The sequence below is a fragment of the Pseudomonas sp. CC11G genome, assembly GCF_056174845.1.
The window spans coordinates 164145-182720 of the sequence record NZ_JBWBZC010000008.1 but is presented as its reverse complement, the minus strand read 5'-3'; the positions used below and the strand labels follow the sequence as shown (position 1 = coordinate 182720).

Genomic DNA, 18576 nt, shown 5'->3' with positions numbered 1-18576 from the left:
GGCACAATTTACAGAGGCGCGACAGCTTATGACGATGAAGCGACGGATTCTTTCGTCTAAACGACGGACGTATTAGGACGTGGCAGCCGGTTTTATCGGAGCTGTCGCAGGTGTGGTGGGCGCCGGCGGAATGGGATCACGCGACAAATGCACCGTTACCCGACGATTTTTCGCGCGGTTGGCGGCGTTAGTGTTGGGCACCAGCGGGTAGCGTTCACCGTGAAAACGCAAAACGATCTGCGATTCGGGAATGCCGTTGGCTTTGAAGTACTCGGTCACGGCCAGGCCCCGGCGGCGGGACATATCGAGGTTGGTCAGACGATTGCCGCCGTTGTCGGAATGCCCATCAAGCTCGATATGGTTAACGCTCGGATCGGCCTTTATATATTGCAGGATGATTTCTAGCTTGGCCTTGGACACATCGTCGAGGTCGGCGCCACCGCCGGGGAAGTTGATTTGCGCTTGCTTGATCTGGTCGTAGTTGACCGGCAGCAGCTTGGTCGTGCAGTCGAGGTAATCGTGGTAGGCCTTGTTGAATTTCACCGGCATCAGGCGCACTTCAACGCCTTCGCTGCCATCGGCGGTGCGGTGGCGGACCAAGGGGCTACGCCCTTCCAGCAAGCCAGTGAGCAAGCGCGTGCCTTGTTGCTGGGTGCTGTTGAATGGCATGGGACCGTTGTCGGCGACATTGACCATGCCCAGGTTGATATCGCCACGACCCGGCTGCCAAGGCGCGGCGGCGGCCACCAGCGTTGCCGAGCCGGCGCCCAGCCAGCGTTCGCGGGCTTGCAGGCGGAAGGTAACCTGCTCACCAGCACGGCGCACGAATTGGCCTTGGCCAAAATCGGTGATGTCTTGCGACAAACGGCACTCGAACTGATCGCCATCAACCTTCCATTCGACCTTTTCCAGGCGCGTCTGAAAGGTAATCGCCATGGCCGGCAGGCTGGCGAATAAGCTGAACAAAGCGAGATAGCGCTGGCGCACGGTAGGCTCCACAAGGATTTACTGCATTCTCACGGGGTATCGGTTGGCATTGGCAAAACTTGATAGCGAGTGCCGCTCTCAGGCTTTTCCGGTAGCATTCGCAGCAGTTTTCACCGCACAAATTTCGCTGATCTGGTATTGCCCCCATGACTGACCGCCTAACCCTGCTGCGTCCCGACGACTGGCATATTCACCTGCGCGACGGCGCAGTGCTGCCGCACACGGTCGCCGACGTCTCGCGCACCTTTGGTCGCGCCATCATCATGCCGAACCTGGTGCCGCCAGTGCGCAACGCCGCTGAGGCCGATGGCTATCGCCAGCGCATTCTCGCCGCGCGTCCGGCCGGCAGCCAATTCGAGCCGTTGATGGTGCTGTACCTCACCGACGTAACCCGCCCGGAAGACGTGCGCGCCGCCAAAGCCTCGGGCTTTGTACATGCCGCCAAACTGTACCCGGCCGGTGCAACTACCAACTCTGATTCTGGCGTCACCAGCGTCGACAAGATTTTCCATGTACTCGAGGTGATGGCCGAAGTTGGCCTGCCGCTGCTGGTACACGGCGAAGTGACCCGTGGCGAGATCGATGTGTTCGATCGCGAGAAGGTGTTATCGATGAGCACCTGACCCGTGTGGTCGAGCGCTTCCCGACCCTGAAGGTTGTGTTCGAACACATCACCACCGGCGATGCGGTGCAGTTCGTCAACAGTGCCTCGGCCAACGTGGGCGCCACCATCACTGCGCACCACCTGCTCTATAACCGCAACCACATGCTGGTCGGCGGTATTCGCCCGCACTTCTATTGCCTGCCGATTCTCAAGCGCAACGTGCACCAGGAAGCCCTGCTGGACGCCGCCACCAGCGCCAGCGCCAAGTTCTTCCTCGGCACCGACTCGGCGCCCCACGCGCTGCACGCCAAGGAAGCTGCCTGCGGCTGCGCCGGTTGCTACACCGCGTACGCCGCCATCGAGCTGTACGCCGAGGCCTTCGAGCAACGCAATGCACTGGATAAGCTGGAAGGTTTCGCCAGCAAGAACGGCCCGGATTTCTACGGTCTGACGCGCAACACCGACACCATTACCCTGGTCCGTGAAGAATGGACTGCCCCGACCAGCTTGCCGCTTGGCGAGCACAGTGTCGTCCCGCTGCGCGCCGGTGAAAAACTGCGCTGGCGCCTGCTGGAGCAAACTGCGTGAGTGAAGACAACTACGACGACGAACTGGAAGGCGGTGGCGGCAGTAGCGGTTCTCGCCACCCCATGGCTGAGCGCTTTCGCGGCTATCTGCCAGTGGTTGTCGACGTCGAAACCGGCGGCTTCAACTCGGCCACTGACGCGTTGCTGGAAATTGCCGCAACCACCGTCGGCATGGATGAAAAAGGTTTTCTGTTTGCTGAACACACCTACTTCTTCCGTATCGAGCCGTTCGAAGGCGCCAATATCGAAGCGGCAGCGCTGGAGTTCACCGGCATTAAGCTCGATCACCCGCTGCGTATGGCGGTGAGCGAGGAGTCGGCGCTGACCGATATTTTCCGCGGCATTCGCAAGGCGCTGAAAGCCAATGGCTGCAAGCGCGCGATTCTGGTGGGGCATAACAGCAGCTTCGACCTGGGCTTCCTCAATGCCGCGGTTGCGCGCAACGATTTGAAGCGCAATCCGTTTCACCCATTCTCCAGCTTCGACACCGCCACCCTCGCCGGCCTTGCCTATGGGCAAACCGTGCTGGCGCGGGCCTGTCAGGCAGCAGGCATGGACTTCGATGGCCGTGAAGCGCATTCGGCGCGTTACGACACCGAGAAGACCGCCGAGCTGTTCTGCGGCATCGTCAACCGCTGGAAAGAACTGGGCGGCTGGCAGGATTTCGACGACTGATCGCGTTTGCAGCCCACAAAAAACCCGGCCTTGGTGCCGGGTTTTTTGTGGGCCATTGAATGGCCCTTTACCGTTTATCGGTGCGCGGGATTATCGGCGCCAATATCCTTCTCACGTTTTGACAAGCGTTCTCATTAACATTAGTATCCTTCGCATCAAGCCATTTTGAGTGTTAGGCCTTTTATGTACGTATGCCTTTGCATGGGTGTCACTGACGGTCAGATCCGCGATGCAATCAACGAAGGTTGCTGCAGCTACCGCGACGTTCGTAACGCACTGGAAGTCGCCAGCCAATGCGGCAAGTGCGCGACCCTGGCCAAGCAAGTGGTTCGCGAAACCCTCACTGAAGTGCAAAGCAGCCAGGCCGCCCTCGCCTACCCAGCAAATTTTGTAATGGCTTAAAGTAGTCCTTTTCCGAAAACCGGACCTAGTGTCCGGTTTTTTTATGCCTGCAATTCAAGCAGTTAGCGCCAAGACGCAGAATCTAAACATTCGTATTCGGTTTTAATTTTCGTTTAAATTCAAACACTTACATTTGACAGCCGAAAACCACAGGGTCAGACTCTCACGCTATCACTCCCCCGCACGGCAGGACCCCGACATGAAAGGCGACAAGAAAGTCATCCAGCACCTCAACAAAATCCTCGGCAACGAGCTGGTCGCCATCAATCAATACTTCCTGCATGCGCGCATGTATGAAGATTGGGGCCTGAAAAAGCTGGGCGAGCACGAGTACCACGAGTCCATCGACGAGATGAAACACGCGGACAAGCTGATCAAGCGCATCTTGTTCCTCGAAGGCCTGCCAAACCTGCAAGACCTCGGCAAAATCCTGATCGGTGAGAACACCAAGGAAATGCTGGAGTGCGACCTTAAGATCGAGCACAAAGCGCATATCGATCTGAAAGAAGCCATCGCCTACTGCGAGACAATTGCTGACTACGCCAGCCGCGAACTGCTCGAAGAAATCCTCTGCTCCGAGGAAGACCACATCGACTGGCTGGAAACCCAACTGAGCCTGATCGACAAAGTGGGCCTGCAGAACTACCTGCAGTCGCAGATGGACGAGTAATTCGTCAGGCATAAAAAAGCCCCGCTTCGGCGGGGCTTTTTATTTACCGCAGTTCAATCAAGCGTCCGCTTTGGCGGAAGCTGCCTTGACCAGAGTTTGCAGCTCACCGTTTTCGAACATCTCAACCATGATGTCGCTACCGCCAACCAGCTCGCCGCCAACCCACAGCTGCGGGAAGGTAGGCCAGTTTGCGTATTTCGGCAGGTTGGCGCGGATTTCCGGGTTTTGCAGGATGTCGACATAGGCGAACTTCTCGCCACATGCCATGACAACCTGGGCGGCTTTCGACGAGAAGCCACATTGTGGGGCGTTCGGCGAGCCTTTCATGTACAGCAGGATGGCGTTGTTAGCGATCTGCTCTTTGATGGTTTCGATGATATCCATGGGTACCTCAGCACTAAGGCCTATCTGACTGTCCAACTCGCCGACTCACGGGCCGACATGGTTGCGGGCATTGTATCGGAAAGCCGCGCAATTGGCGCGACCCTCCTATCGTCGTAGTCCGATTCCGAAAATCAGGCAGCCGCAACCACCACCGGCACGCCATTCAACGCCGCGTTGCCCGACAGCACATCCAACTGACGCTCATCTGTCAGGTCGTTGGCACTGGCACCTGGCTGCGCACTGGCAATCGCCATCTGCACGCCCGGCCGGCCATGGCCCCAACCGTGAGGCAAGCTGACCACGCCTTGCATCATCTCGTCGCTGCCCACCGCCTCCACTTCAATCATGCCGACCCGTGAACGCACGCTCACCAACTGGCCATCGGTGAGCGCCCGGCTGGCCATGTCCTGCGGGTTCATCAGCAGTTGGTGGCGCGGTTTGCCTTTCACCAAGCGGTGGTAGTTGTGCATCCAGGAATTATTGCTGCGCACGTGACGGCGGCCGATCAACACCAGTTCGTCTGCCTTGGGCGCTGGCTGCGCGGCAAAGCGCGCCAGGTCATTCAGCAGGATGTCCGGAGCGGCCAACACGGTTTTGCTTGGGGTTTTCAGGCGTTCCAGCAGATTGGGTTTCAATGCGCCCAGATCGATGCCGTGGGGATGTTCACGCAGCTTGGCCACCGACAACTGATGCTCGGACTTATCGCCATACAGACCAAAACGCAGGCCCATATCGATCATCTGTGCCGGCTCCATGGTCGGCTTGAGTACCGCTTCGGTCTTCGCCGCAAAGGCTTTGGCCAACCCCACGAAAATTTCCCAGTCGTGCAGCGCGCCAGCCGGCTTGGCTAGCACCGGCTCGTTAAACCGGGTGACGTTACGCACGGCGAACACATTAAAGGTGGTGTCGTAGTGATCGTGTTCCAGCGGCGCGGTCGGCGGCAGAATCAGGTCGGCGTAGCGCGTGGTTTCATTGATATAGAAGTCGACGCACAGCATGAACTCCAAACCATCCAGCGCCTGCTCCAGCTGGCGACCATTGGGCGTCGACAGCACCGGGTTCCCGGCCACGGTTACCAGGGCGCGAATCTGCCCCTCGCCCGGCGTCAGCATTTCTTCGGCTAACGCGGAAACTGGCAGCTCGCCGGCGTATTCCGGCAACCCGGACACCCGGCTCTGCCAGCGATTGAAATGGCCACCCGAGGTGGTGGCCACCAGATCCACCGCAGGCTCAGTGCACAGCACACCGCCCACGCGATCGAGGTTACCGGTCACCAGGTTGATCAGCTGCACCACCCACTGGCACAGCGTGCCAAATACCTGGGTGGACACGCCCATGCGGCCGTAGCACACGGCTTTATCAGCGCCGGCAAAGTCGCGGGCCAGTTGGCGAATGGTCTCGGCCGGCACGCCGCAGCGGACGCTCATGGCTTCGGCGGTGAAGTCGGCAACGGCCTTGCGTACGTCCTCTATACCGTCGATGGGCAAATGGCTGGTGCGCGTCAGGCCTTCTTCGAACAGGGTATTGAGCACGCCAAACAACAGCGCCGCGTCGCCGCCTGGGCGTACAAATATATGTTGGTCGGCAATCGAGGCCGTTTCACTGCGGCGCGGGTCGACCACCACCACTTTGCCGCCACGGGCCTTGATGGCCTTCAGACGTTTCTCCACGTTGGGCACCGTCATGATGCTGCCGTTGGACGCCAGCGGGTTGCCGCCGAGGATCAACATAAAGTCGGTGTGATCGATGTCCGGGATCGGAATCAGCAAACCATGGCCGTACATCAGGTGGCTGGTCAGGTGATGGGGTAGCTGGTCCACCGAGGTCGCTGAATAGCGATTACGGGTTTTCAGCTGGCCGAGAAAATAATTGCTGTGGGTCATCAGCCCGTAGTTGTGCACGCTAGGGTTGCCTTGATAGACCGCCACCGAGTTCTGCCCGTGACGCGCCTGAATATCGGCCAGGCGTTCGGCAACCAGAGCGAAGGCCTCTTCCCACTCGATGGCCTGCCATTCGCTGCCAACGCGACGCATCGGTTGGCGGATGCGATCGGGGTCGTGCTGGATATCTTGCAGGGCTACGGCCTTGGGGCAGATATGGCCGTTGCTGAAGCTGTCCTGCGCATCACCTTTAATAGAAAGGATCTGCTGGCTGCCGTCAGATTGGGTTTCAGTTTCGATGGTCAGGCCGCAAATGGCCTCACAGAGGTGGCAAGCACGGTGATGGAGGGTCTTGGTCATGGCCTAGCCTCATTTTTTATTTGGAGCGACTAATCAGGTCGGTAAGCACGAACTATGGAGTGCGCGCAGCAGCTTCGCCATAGGCTTAAGCCCCGTGAATCGGGGCCTATCAGGAGATTCCATATACCGGTTCAGACGGCGACTACAGCGTTCTTGACCTGCCAACCAGGGCGCGTTTCGGCAGATATATGCCATTTATATCGATAACAACGGCTTCGCTAGTCGCATTACTCAAACAAAGTGCGTATCTTTAGGCCACTGTGCTGCATGTGTACCGCGAATCGCAACCTGGTGTTTAGATCTCGATCCAACCATCTACACGTATTCCGATAACTCTTTGCACTCAGTACTGGCTGGGCCTGTAGCCCGCCGCAATCCACTCTGTTCAAGGATCTACACCATGGCTAATCGCGAAACTGGTACCGTTAAATGGTTCAACGATGAAAAAGGCTTCGGCTTCATCACTCCAAGCAACGGCGGCGCTGACCTGTTCGTTCACTTCAAAGCTATCCAATCCGATGGCTTCAAAAGCTTGAAAGAAGGTCAGACCGTATCTTTCGTGGCCGCCAAAGGCCAGAAAGGCATGCAAGCTGAAGAAGTACAGGTAGTCTAAGACTCCCCGCGCTTCAAAAAAACCCCGCTTCGGCGGGGTTTTTTTCTGCCTGAAAAATGTCGTTCCCTGCCCTCCCGATGCCGCAGGCAGGTTTGCCAAGCCACTTGGCGGCAGTGTACAAAGGCTGCCCTCCAGGCAATGCCTGGCGCATTACACACCTGGCATGAGACATCTGATACAAACGTCGCCGCTTTCAAAGATGACATCACGCGACATTTCCTTATGATGCCCCTCGGGGGTCATGGGGGCCTGTAGGGCCCATTCCACCGTTGCACCCTCTCAGCAAAACCACCCCTTCCCCCCTGCTTTCCCCAGGCATTGGTACAGAAAGTGGTACAGCCATCAGCCCGTTCTGGGCGCCGCGTCACCCCTCCCTACTGCAACTCGTCAGACCATGCTCGAAAACCAGACCCGCTCCGAATACTGTATGCGCATACAGTTATTATCTCGGGAGCACTATGCGCGGAAATATCCACCACCACGGCACGGCCGACGTGTCGATTGCCACAGAGTTCACCACTGCGGTGCTGCCCGGCGTGGACATCCTCTTGCAGGAAGTCATGCCTGGCATGTTTTCCATACACCTTCCGGCCGATTTGGTGCCGACCGATGCCACCACTATCAAGGTCAGCTACGGGGGCAAGGTGCGCGACGGCGTAATCGAGTATCAGAACCGCGGCAGCCTCACTTTCCGGTAGCCCTACCCCTTCCGGTTCTTCAGGTAGTCATACTCGCGCTCGCAGGCCTCTCCCGCTATTCGGGATTGGTCAGCGATCTTTGCCAGCTCTCCCGCTCTTTTGTCAGCGCGCTGGAGCATGTCGGAGAGCACACCGGCAGCACGGGCGGCTGACGCGCCTCGTTGGATAGCTCCGGTATCGCAGGACACGTTGCCGGCAGTGGCTGCCAGTTTGTTTGCTGCGTCCCGCACGCTGTCACCAGCAGTATCAGCAGCAACCCCATCAGCGGCCGCAGCCGCGCTTTGTGCTCGAGCATCTTTTCCCACCTGGTTGGAATTCGTTTGCCAGTCCTGTTCGGTTTCCCGCGCGCCGGCCGTTGCCGCCGCCAATCCCTTGGCCTGTAGCAGTTGCCGATCAGCGTCAGCCCTCGCCCACTTGTTGTCCGTGACGGTCACGCCGTGGCTGTAGGCTCCGTAAAGCGCGGCAAACACCAGCGCCAAAGCAAGTGCGTACGGCCAAACCCTCAGCAGCAGCGTGTTCAAGCCAGCACCCGCTTGGCCACTTCCCACAGCGCCACGCGTTCGGCCTGGCCGTTCAGTCCGCCGTTGATGCGTTTAGTGATCACCTCAAACTGCCCGCCATCGGCCAGCTCGTTCAATCCGTGCTCCTGCCAGAACCAAGCCGCCGACTGTGCCGCGTACAGCGGCTGTTCGAGCAGTTGCGGAATTTGCTCCAGGTCGGCGCCCAGGGCTTGGCCGGCGGCACGGTAGTTCGCACGGCCGGTGGTCTGGATCAGCCCACGCCCACGGAAGCGCCAGCCATCACCAGACTCCGGCGCGCCATTGCCAAGCCTTCCGGAGTAAACCGAATTGGCGATACCTTCGGGGTTGCGCTGGAGTTGCAGCGCCAAGGCATTGGGCTTGCCGTCGGCGCCGCGAAACCGATTGGGCCAGGTATTGGCCAAGCCCTGGGCGCTGTAGCTGAGGTTTTCGCTCAACCGAGTGAGCTGCCCACTTTCGTGGCCGACCTGGGCGAGAAAGGCCGCGGCGCGTACCGGCGAGGTAATACCGAAACGCGCCATCGCCTGGTTGAGTGCAGGAACAAAAACGCCCGCGGCTTGGCGGGCGTTCGGCAGAATCAGCAGTAGCTGCTGCGGGGTGAGTTGCATAGCTTTCTCCAGCGGTGGTGAGCTATCAAACGGTGAAACCGCCATCGATGCAGGCCAGTTCCATAATGACGGCAGTGGTCGTGGCGCCATTGCGCGCGTTTGCCCGGACGCCCAGTAAAGCTGAGCCGGCGGGGATTTCGGTCGTGAAGCTTGTATCCAGGCAGACAACGCCCGAGGAAGCGTTGTCGAGACGCACGGAGACTTCTGGCCCGCCAGCACTAGCGGAAAGAGTGAGCTTGTAAACGTCGGTGGAGTTGCGCGGTGCTAGCGGTACATCAACCCGTACGCCTGACCCGGACGCGTCATTGCGGATTACTTGCCAGTTGCCCGTCGCAAGGTCGGTGTCCTCATAGCCAATCCCGATGCAGTTCGTATAAGTGGTCGGGTTGCCACCGATTGCGGTGGTCGATGAGGTGAGCCCGATAAAAGCTTGGTGACCACTTTCGTTGCTGGCCAAGCTGAACGTGATTTCCACCAGGAACCCGCCCACACCAGAAACGTCACCCCGCATTTTTGTGGGCGGGTTTTCGTACATGCCAGCGCCTTGGCCAGCGGTTAGCGCGGAAGCCCAGCGTGCTCGGCGAATGGCGCTTTGCAAAGATCCCGACGTTTGTGTCGGGTGGGTGGTGGTCCCCGACGTAGAGATCGCCAGCCCAATTTGGGCGCCCACGGCACTGGCGCTACCCGGCCGAAAAGACTGGATGTTTCGATACTTGTCCCAGCGGCTTGGGTCGGCGTACGCAAGAGCACCGCCGACAACCCGAAGCGCCTTGCCCTCGGCGCCGATGCCGAGCCGCAACGCGCTGCCGCTCGCGCCGCCGACGATAAGGTCGCCAGCGGTGGTCATCGGGTTGGTTAGCTTCTGGTTGATGGCAGTGACCATGCTCGAAAGCATCGATGCCAGGTCATTCCATTTACGCTGCAGCTTGCCGAAGGCGACGAGCACCGTGTCGGCCGCCTCCAGGTCTCCGGCAGTTGAGAGCGATAGGCCAGTCAGCAGAACACCCAGCGCACGAGCATTGGTGAACCACTTGTTCGTAGGCGTGGCGCTTTCTTGCAGCTCATCCGTGTTGCTGTTCTTGGTGGCGCCGGTCGCAATGCCGGTCAGCTTGGTCTTGAAAGCATCCGTAAAGGCATTGCGATCCGGGTTGGATTCATACAGGGCCAACACCTGCGCGGCGGTCAGCGGCGTGGCAGTAGACCCGCTCGGCGTCCATTCCTGGTCGCTTACGTCCCAAATGTACTGAAGCGCTTTCGAGCCGGCGCCAGCGTCCACGTTGGCGTAATCGCCAGCGACAGCCGTGGGCAATGCGGCTTGCAAAGCGGCAAGCGTGGTGTGGGTTCCTTTCCAGTGCTGCGACTCCATCGCATCGAGCTTGGCGGCCCGCGCGTCGGTCAGATCGTTCTTCGACAGGCCATAGCCCGCGACTTTGTCGACCTTCGCCGCCAGGCCGGCAATTAGTGCAGCCTGCTGCACTGCGGTTGCCGCTAGGGCGCCCTGCTCCGCCGTGGCCGCGCCGATATCGCCAGGGGTGGTCGGGATAAATGGCTTGTTGAACAGCGAAAGGTAGCTGCCGTTAAACGCCACAGGCGAAAGCGAACTGGAGTTGACTGGCGGGTAGCCGAGAGCGGCTGTTACATCGGCGCCGATGAGCACCGCCGCCGGCGCGGTCCGGCCATTGAAGCTCACCAGCCCACCACCACCGCCACCCTCGCCGCCTGCACCAGGCGGGCCCTGCGTGCCGAAAGTGAAGACCCAGCCTGGCCAGTTGCCGCACACGGTCGGAGTCGCACCTGGCGCCAAGACCGCAGCAGCCCCGGTGAACACCCGAACCACATCCCCATTGGTAAAAGTAACGTCCAACTGCCAGACGCCCTTACGCCAGGCTAATGCTGCGGTTTCCTCTGGGGTCATTTCGATATCGATCCAGCCGGCCGCATTCACCGTAGGAGCGAACTCCAAAAGCAGTTCGCCCTTGTCATCCAGTACGCGCAGCACCGCAGATGTTCCGGTCAGGTCAACAGCCGGGTGGTAAACCAGCATCCCGCCCACAGCACTCCTACCAGCCCCCGAGACGGCGTTGATTTCCAGATGCGAGGAATCGAGCACGATGGCCAGCAGCGGCGCCTGATTCGAAGCACGGTTAAGTTCTTGCAGGCCTTGGACACCCTGCACCCAAACAGGCCAGTCCTTCGGCAGATCGTGATCCACGGTCAACAGCACCGGGGCGGTGTTAGAAATCGCCGTGATTGGCCGATATTCAAACTGGGACTGCATGACGCGCAACGACTCGCGCAGGGTTGCACCCTGCGTTATTTGAAGCGTTACCTGAGCGGGCTGCATGGTTTCTCCGGACGTAAAAAAACCCGCGCGCGGCGGGCTCTGGCCAATGGTGGATGTCACAAATAAACGGTAGGGATGGTTGCGTGCGTTTCGATGCGCACATCGAACTCGTCACCGAACGAGGAAATTGTGATGGAAGCCCGTGTTGACGTCGTTAGCTCCCAAACCATAAGCGGGCCGCTGGCAGTGGCTGACATTCCTTCCGGAACCGCAAAGTAGACATCCCCTAAAGCTGCGACCGAACTGAAGTCCAGAGTCAGTTGCATGGTCGAACCGGGAGACACAAAAACATCAAGCATCACGTTTCTAACAGTCTGGCGATAGGCCGGAAATTGAAGCGCGATAACAGGATCAGCGATCGAAATATCGCCTCTTACAGCTGCCGTGACGTAGGTTGCAAACGGCCCTATTTCTGCCGAATGGGAAGTGGTGAGAGCGACGACGTATTGCTGATATCCCTCAGTCGTTAACAACCAGTCTCCTACCTCTTCGGTTCCCATGGCGATGAAAGCTGTGCCGGTAGCAAAGTCAACGTATTGCACGCCTATCGCCAAGGGCGGCGCAGATGGAGGAACGGAGGCGGCGACCGCGGTCACGCCTCCCAAAGACGTCAAAACTCCAGCAGTGAGCGCGCAATAGATGATGCTGCCTGCCGGCCAAGCCTGGTCCGTCGTACCTTCCTTGCCACGCTGCAGGGTGGCGGCACCTGATGCAACTGTGGCCAGGACAATCTCCCACCTGGTTGGGGCTGTCGCCGAGTCGGACAGAGTCAGCGTGTAATCCCCATCCGGCAGGCCCGTAAGATCGGCCACACTTTCCTCGCCAGCGTCCAATTCAATGGGCCGGCTCCAGTTGTTTACAAAGTTCATGGTGTTCCTCGGTTAGACCCAGCAAACAGGTTGCGTGGCACGGGCAGCCTGGTTGGTGACTGGGCACCAACTGCCGTAGACAGGGGTGGAGCTTGGATCGAACCCGCCAGAAAACGCGGGCAGCGTTATGGCCCCGCCGAAGGTGGCCACCTCTGGCAGGTAGTTCGTTGTGGTGGGGGTCGTGCCTGTGACCCAATGGCAAAGGCCAAACAGGGCGTTCGCGTGACGCTGCACCATGAAGGAGAGGTACTGGGGCTGGTTCGTGCCAAAACTCCACGTATATCCGTTGGCATTGCCGCCCATATCCCGAGGTATCAACTCAGGGCAGAGGCGGCAGCCATCAGCTCCGTGTGCTGCCCGCCAAGCCCCCCCTTGCCGTCATATAGAAATGGGAGAGTCCCGCTGGCACCACGGCTTCCGCCGGGGCTGTAATCCACGTTCCAGCTATAAACATTGCTGTCCCCGCCATCCGTAATCGTCCCGGTCTCGGTCGATGATTGCGTAGCGGTTGCCACGTAGGAGCAGATTTCGTCGCCATCCTTCGCAAAGGTGATGGTCAGGGTCGTATCGAAGTTGGTGGTGCTGGCCCAAATACCGGTTACGGGTTCGTTAGGCTCGAAATCGGTCGGGCCCGAGTGAACCGCCGGAGGCGAGCTGTAGTTGGTCAGCGCCTGCTCGCTCAGCGTCAGTTCGTGCAAGCCGGTGCTGTCGTAGAACATGCCCACCACATAGCCGGTGTACCCGCTCGACTCAGTCCCGGAAATCGCTTCGTGCTGCACCAACCGGTAGTAGGTCGTGTCACCCGTCGGCGTTTGCGTCAGCCGGGTACCGCCGCCGATTTTTTCTTCGAGGTACCAGTGATCATCCACGCGCGTCAGCGGTGAGTTGCTGGCAGTGCCCAGGGTCTGCGCCCGCGTTTTCACCGTGCTGGCCGTAACGACACACGCAGCACCAAGCCCCGCCAACTTTAGCTCTGCCCAGCCGCATGGCCGCCAGCTCCAGTAGCCGTAAAGGTCGCCAGGGAACTGGGTCGACACTTCGAACACGGCAGCCGAGCCCACCTTGTTTGTGTGGTACCGACTCACGCGCACAGACCCGCTGGAGCCTTCCAAGGCCGGGGTTGCCTGCCCCATGTTCGGCACGGTGACGTTGTAGGTGTATTCCTCTGGAGCGCCGCCCAAGACGCCAAAGCGCTTGAGCGTTACCGTGGCCACGCCGCCGGCCACATGCTCATCTGAAAGCGTGGTGCTCACCCACCAGCAGGCGCCGGCCGGGTCGATGTATATCCACCCGTTCAGCGCGCGCCCATACAGCGAGTCTCCCGACAAGATGGCCTTGTTCCACCACTGCCGGCCGGCCGCTGCATCTGCGGCGGCTTCTTCCGGGCTCCGCACAACGTCCGGGGCATTCGGGTGCTGGATCAGCGCGGTAGAACCCTGCTGCCAGCCCATGGAGCCAGAAGGCTGGGGAAAGGTCATTGCCGTGCCGTTGGGCAGCGAGAGGCTGTAATCCTTCACCAGGCCATGCCACGGGCAACCCCAGGGCGGAACAACAATCGCAGCCATCAGGCAGTACCTGCTGGGTTGGCCAGCTGCAACACCGCCGGGTCGCCGTTGGCGTCGGTCATGTTCAGCGTTTGAATGGCCGGCAAGGTGAGCAGGCCGTCACTGCTTTTGAAGCCCGCCGGGTAGTAGGTCCGGCTGGTCTCCGTCAACGGGCTGGCCAGACCGCCACCGCCAGTGCCACCGGTGGGTGCCTTGTAGGTGGCCGACCCTCGGGTGGCCGGCAGTGAGCCGCGCGGTTCCACGGTACGCAGGCTGGCCTGCTGCTTCTCCGGGCGAACCAAGCTGTTGAGGTCGTCCTGGATCGAAGATCCACGGCGTTCCGAAGTGTTCCGCGGCTGGATGGCCTGGCGCTCAGCTTCACGGTTGGATGCGTTACGCGACGTTGTGATGTTGCGGCCGGCCTGCCTGCGCTCGTCTCCCAATGCCATGTCAAAGCTCCAGCCAGTCGTTAGGTACCACCACGCGGTACGTCAGCGGCACTTCAATTGCCTTCTCGTCACGCAGCGCCTCGGAAATCTCCGGCGCTTCCAGGTCCATGCGGCGCGGGAACAGTTCGAGGTCGGGGTTTATGTCCAAGTCGTTTTCGGAGTAGTTGCCGGAAAACCCCAGCTTGTCCTCGTCATATGCTGGGCTGGTGTTGCGGCCGCCCAGCTGGGTGGGCAATACCTTGGTCACGTCTTCCGGGTCGCCCTCGGATGGGGTGTACCCGGGGAACGCCGGCGCTACGAGCGGATCACTGACCGACCCACCGCCGCGCATCACGGAAATGCTCAGGGTGGTGATTGCCAGGCCGCTGGCCATGTCGAAGTTGTCGTTTACCCGGCTGCAGCGCGCTTGAGCGCCGACGCCCTGGTCTTCCAGGCGCAGGGTGTGCGTGAGGTCCACAGCCATGACCATGCTGGTGGGAACATCCCAGCTGACTTCGGTCTGGGTGTGCGCGCTGATGATCGTGGTGGCCGACTGATTGAGGATGCAGTTGATGGCCGAGCCCCGCCGCCCTTCGTCAATCACATCGCTTTGCCCGGTCACGCCGTCCTTGATTTCGCTCGACTCCCAATCGTTGCTGGCGTCGGTTTCGACCTCGAGCGCGATTCGCTCCCGGCCAATCACTTCGCCGGCGGCGGTCACACTTTCTTCCGCCACCACGTTGAAGCGGTACTGCATGGTTACCGGCTGATTCCAGCGGCGCGCGCCGGTCCAGCCTGCGGCCAACAGCAACTCTGTGTAGCCGTTGATCCATGCCTGGGGTGGGTCGCAATACACGCCAGTTGGCGGCAGGCGCTGATAGGTTGGGTTGAGCAGGGTTTGCCCGCTCGAATCGGTAGCAGACTCCACCATTTCCACGTCCGGCAGCTCGGTGTCGTCATGGCGCCAAAGGCAGAAACCGGCCTCGCCGGCGGAGCCGCCCATGTCCGGGTGAATCCAGGTGTAGTTGACGTTCCACTGCCACAAGCGAGCGAAGCGGTAGTCAGCCTCGATCTTCACCGTGTTGGTGAGGTTGCTAAGCTCTGCATAGGAAACGCGCACAGACTCGTAAACAGTGGTGTCCGGACCAAACACGAAATCAGGGGTAGCAGCTGCATACCAGGAGCTGACGCGCAGCGTTCCGTCGGTTGCGGAATCCAGGCTGGCCGGAATCGTGCCCATGCGCTCCATGGCGTAATCCCACCGGCTACGGCCTTCAACCGCTTCGAACACGTCAGGCGACCAGTAGCCGCCGGCGAGCGTATCGATGGCGGCAATCTCCAGGGCCTCCACGCGCTGTTGCAACTGGTCGCTGCACTGGCAGCTCAGCATGCGGTTCAGCGAGTCCCAATCGGTTTTCACAATCCGACCGGTGAAGCGTAGGGACGTGGCAGTAAGCCCCAGCGCGGTGCTGACATAACGGATAGTGACCGTGCGCCCAATCCAGTCCGCAGGTACCACGGCGCCGGGCAAAAGCTGCAGCACCAACTCAGCCACGCCGGCCGAGCCGCGTTCGCGGTCAACGGTTACGGTGCCAGTCAGCCTTGAGGACATATCGACCCCGCCTACCAGCACCAACAGTTTCCAGCGGAACGCGTAGCCTTTGACGATTGGAACAGTTGCAGCAACGGCGACGGCCAGCGAGTTCAGCGGCAGGCCGTTTAGAGGCGATCCGTTGAACTGCATCAGACTTCTTCCCAGTCGATTTGCCAGCTGTACCGGCGCGCGCCGTGGCTGAAGCTTTTTGGAGGACGCGTTGCGAACACCACATACATCGGCATCCACTCCACCATGTATCTATCGGCGCCAGGCACGGCGTCGAGCGTGACCACTCCATCAGTTACAGCGCATGGCGTGCGCTCCAGCTCCCCGTCGATTAGGGCGTAGCCCCACGGGGCCACGTCATCGCGCGGCACGCTGGTAAGCTCAATCACCCGGCCAACGGCGGTGATGCACTCGGGCATGGTCAGCTTGAGCAAGAGCGGCCCGGAGTAATCCAGACCATCCAACCCCGAAGAGAATAAGCCCTCGGCGCTGATGCTCCCCGAGGCTTTACCCCAGTGGCTCAGCTTTACGCCGGCCCCTTCCCCGAGGCGTACTACCGACTCGCCAAAGATAGGATTGCTGCTTTGGTCCGGCGCCCCCGAATCAATGACGATAGGCACCCCGCCCAGCTCAACACGTGGGTAATCGGGCTCCATCTAAATACTCCGGGGAATCAGGAACGAGTGCGGCCGCGTTTCACGCGGAGCGTTTGGATTTGCTGGAGGGCATCGGCTTCGCCGTGCAACGTAACGGCCTGGCCGCCAACGTTCAGGTGAACCGTTCCCAGGTCGCGGCCGCTTGCTGGCGTCACCGAGGCAGCGGCCGCCGACGTGCTATCGAGAATGCTGGGGGTGTTCAGCCCGGACATGCGCGAGGCAATGCGCCGGGATATGTCGGCCGGATAAATGCGCTCACCGCCGCCCATCTGCATGAGCTCGGGCCCGTCCTCCCCGACCCAGGCCATACCTCGTGGTGCGCTGTCGGTGCCGGTTGCGTACCCAGGAACTGCGGCAGTTGCAGCGGGGTCTCCACTGACAGCTGCGAGAACCGTCGGGGTGATGGTCAACGTCTGGCCGATTGTTTTGGCCAGTTCCTGCATTTGGGTTTGGATCTTCGCGATTTCATCTGGAGAAAGGTTGATGGTGATATCGACCTTTTTCAGCGCATCGAGCTTCTGCTGCAGGGCGTCAACTGTTTTGGTGGTTGCCTCCACGCTCGCCTGGGCGTTGTCGAATCTGATCTGGTCGGCGGTCTGCTCAATGGTTTGCAGCTCCTTAACGAAGCCTTCAAAACCATAGGTGTTCGCCCCTTCCTGGCTGAGCTTCTTCAGGACGTCCAAAGCCGCGTTTGCGTTTTGTTTGGCGGCCTCAACGTCGCCCGAGCGAAGAGCGGCGGCGGCTTTCGACCGGAGGTCCTGCGCCTGTCCGTAGCTGGCTTCACCGCCGCTGCCGCTATTAATTTCGGCAAGGGCTTCTGCGTACCGTTTAGCCGTCTCGACCTGGGCGGCCTTAGCTGCACTCAGCTCCTGATTAGCCTTGCGCTGGGCGGCGACTTGTTTGTTTAGCGACGCTTGGGTGTCCTTGGCCAATTGATCCAAAGTAGCCTTCATTGCGTCAGCCTTGGTTTTGGCTTCTGCCGCACTCTTTCCCATGCCGCTCGCCGCTTGGTTGAATCCCTGCTTGAGGTTGTTTGCTACTTCCAAGGCCTTTTTACCGGCCTCTTCGTACTCTCCGTTGAACAGTTTCGTCACTCGGGCCACAGCATCGGAGGTTGTCGCGGCGTAGTCGGTCACGCTTTGGCGAAGCGTGTCCATGGCGCCAGTAACGTTACCGCTAGCAAGTTGTGCGGATGCCGCGATGAAAGCTCCCAGCATGTCGCCAATCGTTTTAAACCCAGCCCCCAGCAGAATGGCGCCAGCTGTCAGAGCCTTGAAAATTGTTCCTAGCACGCCGGCCGAGGTCGATGCCGAGTCACTGTTGGTCGAAAGGTCGACCATCAACCCACTGACCGAAGTCAGCGAGGGGAGCAGGCTTGCTGCCATTTGCTGGCCAACGCCCTCAGCCACAGTGCTGAGCACGTCGAGCTGGTCGTTAAAGTCACCGGCCGCCGAGTAGGTTTCCTGGTCCAACACTAGGCCTAGGTCTTTCGCCTGATCGGTCAAAGCCTTGATGCCATCGGCGCCCCGGTTCAGCAGCGGCAGCAGCTTGGCGCCGGACTTACCGAACAGCTCCACCGCCAGGGCAGATTTCTGCGCGCCGTCCGGCAGTTGGGCAAATTTGTCCGCCAGCTCCACCAGCAGTACGTCAGCGCTTTTTACGTTACCGGTGGCGTCCTTCACGGAAACGCCAATCGAAGCGAATGCCTCGGCTTGGGTCTTCGAACCTTCGCTGGCTTTGACCGCGTTCTGGCTCAACTTTGCCAGAGTGACCGACAGTGCATCGCCCTCGACAGTCGCAAACTTAGCGGCGTACTGGAGACCTGCGAAAGCCTGCGCAGATACCCCGGCGCGCTCCGCCAGCTCGTCGGTCTTGTCGATTGCGTCAATGCTGTTTTTTACGTAGGCCGCGAACACGCCGGCGCCGACGGCCAGCGATGTGCCGATGATTGCGCCCGCCTTGACGGCTGTTTTGCTCAGATCACTGAAAGACGCGGTGGCTTCGGAAAAGGCCTTCTGCGATGTGTTCTTGCCTTCAATGACAAGCTGCGTGGTTACCTTGCTACCGGCCATTGGTCAGCCTCTGAATGTATTGGGAGAACACCTGCTCTTTTGCCTTGGCGTAT

17 protein-coding genes and 1 pseudogene are annotated in these 18576 nt (G+C 60.1%); 6 read left to right on the top strand and 12 right to left on the bottom strand.

Annotated features, from left to right (window positions below):
- Positions 1–72: 72 nt before the first annotated feature.
- Positions 73–987, bottom strand: coding sequence for a flagellar protein MotY (locus AC0V2S_RS12965; protein ID WP_475510099.1), 915 nt, complete (start codon positions 985–987; stop codon positions 73–75).
- Between the two features lie 146 nt (positions 988–1133).
- Between AC0V2S_RS12965 and pyrC the strand changes: the two are divergent.
- The 4 genes and pseudogenes from pyrC (at position 1134) to bfr (ending at position 3925) form a co-directional block, all read left to right on the top strand.
- A pseudogene (gene pyrC, locus AC0V2S_RS12960) lies at positions 1134–2179 on the top strand (dihydroorotase).
- The gene (gene rnt, locus AC0V2S_RS12955; protein WP_475510098.1) at positions 2176–2853 is read left to right on the top strand and encodes a ribonuclease T; all 678 of its coding nucleotides are present in this window, start codon (positions 2176–2178) and stop codon (positions 2851–2853) included. Before pyrC ends, rnt begins: the two are co-directional and overlap by 4 nt.
- A gap of 183 nt (positions 2854–3036) precedes the next feature.
- Entirely contained in the window at positions 3037–3255 is a 219-nt protein-coding gene (locus AC0V2S_RS12950) for a bacterioferritin-associated ferredoxin (RefSeq protein WP_108097517.1), read from the top strand.
- 199 nt (positions 3256–3454) lie between these two features.
- Entirely contained in the window at positions 3455–3925 is a 471-nt protein-coding gene (gene bfr / locus AC0V2S_RS12945; protein WP_475510097.1) for a bacterioferritin, read from the top strand.
- 57 nt (positions 3926–3982) lie between these two features.
- Here the strand turns inward: bfr and grxD are convergent, their stop codons facing one another.
- Entirely contained in the window at positions 3983–4309 is a 327-nt protein-coding gene (gene grxD / locus AC0V2S_RS12940; protein ID WP_271194464.1) for a Grx4 family monothiol glutaredoxin, read from the bottom strand.
- Between the two features lie 131 nt (positions 4310–4440).
- The gene (locus AC0V2S_RS12935; protein ID WP_475510096.1) at positions 4441–6549 is read right to left on the bottom strand and encodes a molybdopterin oxidoreductase family protein; all 2109 of its coding nucleotides are present in this window, start codon (positions 6547–6549) and stop codon (positions 4441–4443) included.
- Positions 6550–6949: 400 nt separating this feature from the next.
- On the opposite strand from AC0V2S_RS12935, the gene AC0V2S_RS12930 reads away from it, so the two are divergent.
- Positions 6950–7162: a cold-shock protein gene (locus tag AC0V2S_RS12930; protein ID WP_108097521.1), complete on the top strand. Its 213-nt coding sequence runs from the start codon at positions 6950–6952 to the stop codon at positions 7160–7162.
- A 458-nt stretch (positions 7163–7620) separates the two neighbouring features.
- Entirely contained in the window at positions 7621–7860 is a 240-nt protein-coding gene (locus AC0V2S_RS12925; protein WP_475510095.1) for a hypothetical protein, read from the top strand.
- A gap of 2 nt (positions 7861–7862) precedes the next feature.
- Here the strand turns inward: AC0V2S_RS12925 and AC0V2S_RS12920 are convergent, their stop codons facing one another.
- The 9 genes from AC0V2S_RS12920 to AC0V2S_RS12880 all read right to left on the bottom strand — a co-directional run bounded on the left by AC0V2S_RS12920 (position 7863) and on the right by AC0V2S_RS12880 (position 18523).
- The gene (locus tag AC0V2S_RS12920; RefSeq protein WP_475510094.1) at positions 7863–8381 is read right to left on the bottom strand and encodes a DUF2514 family protein; all 519 of its coding nucleotides are present in this window, start codon (positions 8379–8381) and stop codon (positions 7863–7865) included.
- Entirely contained in the window at positions 8378–9007 is a 630-nt protein-coding gene (locus AC0V2S_RS12915; RefSeq protein WP_475510093.1) for a glycoside hydrolase family 19 protein, read from the bottom strand. The genes AC0V2S_RS12920 and AC0V2S_RS12915 overlap by 4 nt, the downstream gene beginning before the upstream one ends.
- Positions 9008–9032: 25 nt before the next feature.
- Positions 9033–11351, bottom strand: coding sequence for a hypothetical protein (locus AC0V2S_RS12910; protein WP_475510092.1), 2319 nt, complete (start codon positions 11349–11351; stop codon positions 9033–9035).
- 56 nt (positions 11352–11407) lie between these two features.
- Positions 11408–12220: a hypothetical protein gene (locus AC0V2S_RS12905; protein WP_475510091.1), complete on the bottom strand. Its 813-nt coding sequence runs from the start codon at positions 12218–12220 to the stop codon at positions 11408–11410.
- A 314-nt stretch (positions 12221–12534) separates the two neighbouring features.
- Positions 12535–13785, bottom strand: coding sequence for a hypothetical protein (locus tag AC0V2S_RS12900; protein WP_475510090.1), 1251 nt, complete (start codon positions 13783–13785; stop codon positions 12535–12537).
- Positions 13785–14213 (bottom strand): hypothetical protein, encoded by a 429-nt coding sequence (locus AC0V2S_RS12895; protein WP_475510089.1) that lies wholly within the window; start codon positions 14211–14213, stop codon positions 13785–13787. The genes AC0V2S_RS12900 and AC0V2S_RS12895 overlap by 1 nt, the downstream gene beginning before the upstream one ends.
- A 1-nt stretch (position 14214) precedes the next feature.
- Positions 14215–15936, bottom strand: coding sequence for a hypothetical protein (locus AC0V2S_RS12890; RefSeq protein ID WP_475510088.1), 1722 nt, complete (start codon positions 15934–15936; stop codon positions 14215–14217).
- Positions 15936–16451 carry a hypothetical protein gene (locus AC0V2S_RS12885; RefSeq protein WP_475510087.1) on the bottom strand — a complete coding sequence of 172 codons (516 nt, stop codon included), beginning with the start codon at positions 16449–16451 and terminating at the stop codon, positions 15936–15938. Before AC0V2S_RS12885 ends, AC0V2S_RS12890 begins: the two co-directional genes overlap by 1 nt.
- A gap of 17 nt (positions 16452–16468) precedes the next feature.
- The gene (locus tag AC0V2S_RS12880; protein WP_475510086.1) at positions 16469–18523 is read right to left on the bottom strand and encodes a phage tail tape measure protein; all 2055 of its coding nucleotides are present in this window, start codon (positions 18521–18523) and stop codon (positions 16469–16471) included.
- Between the last annotated feature and the right edge of the window lie 53 nt (positions 18524–18576).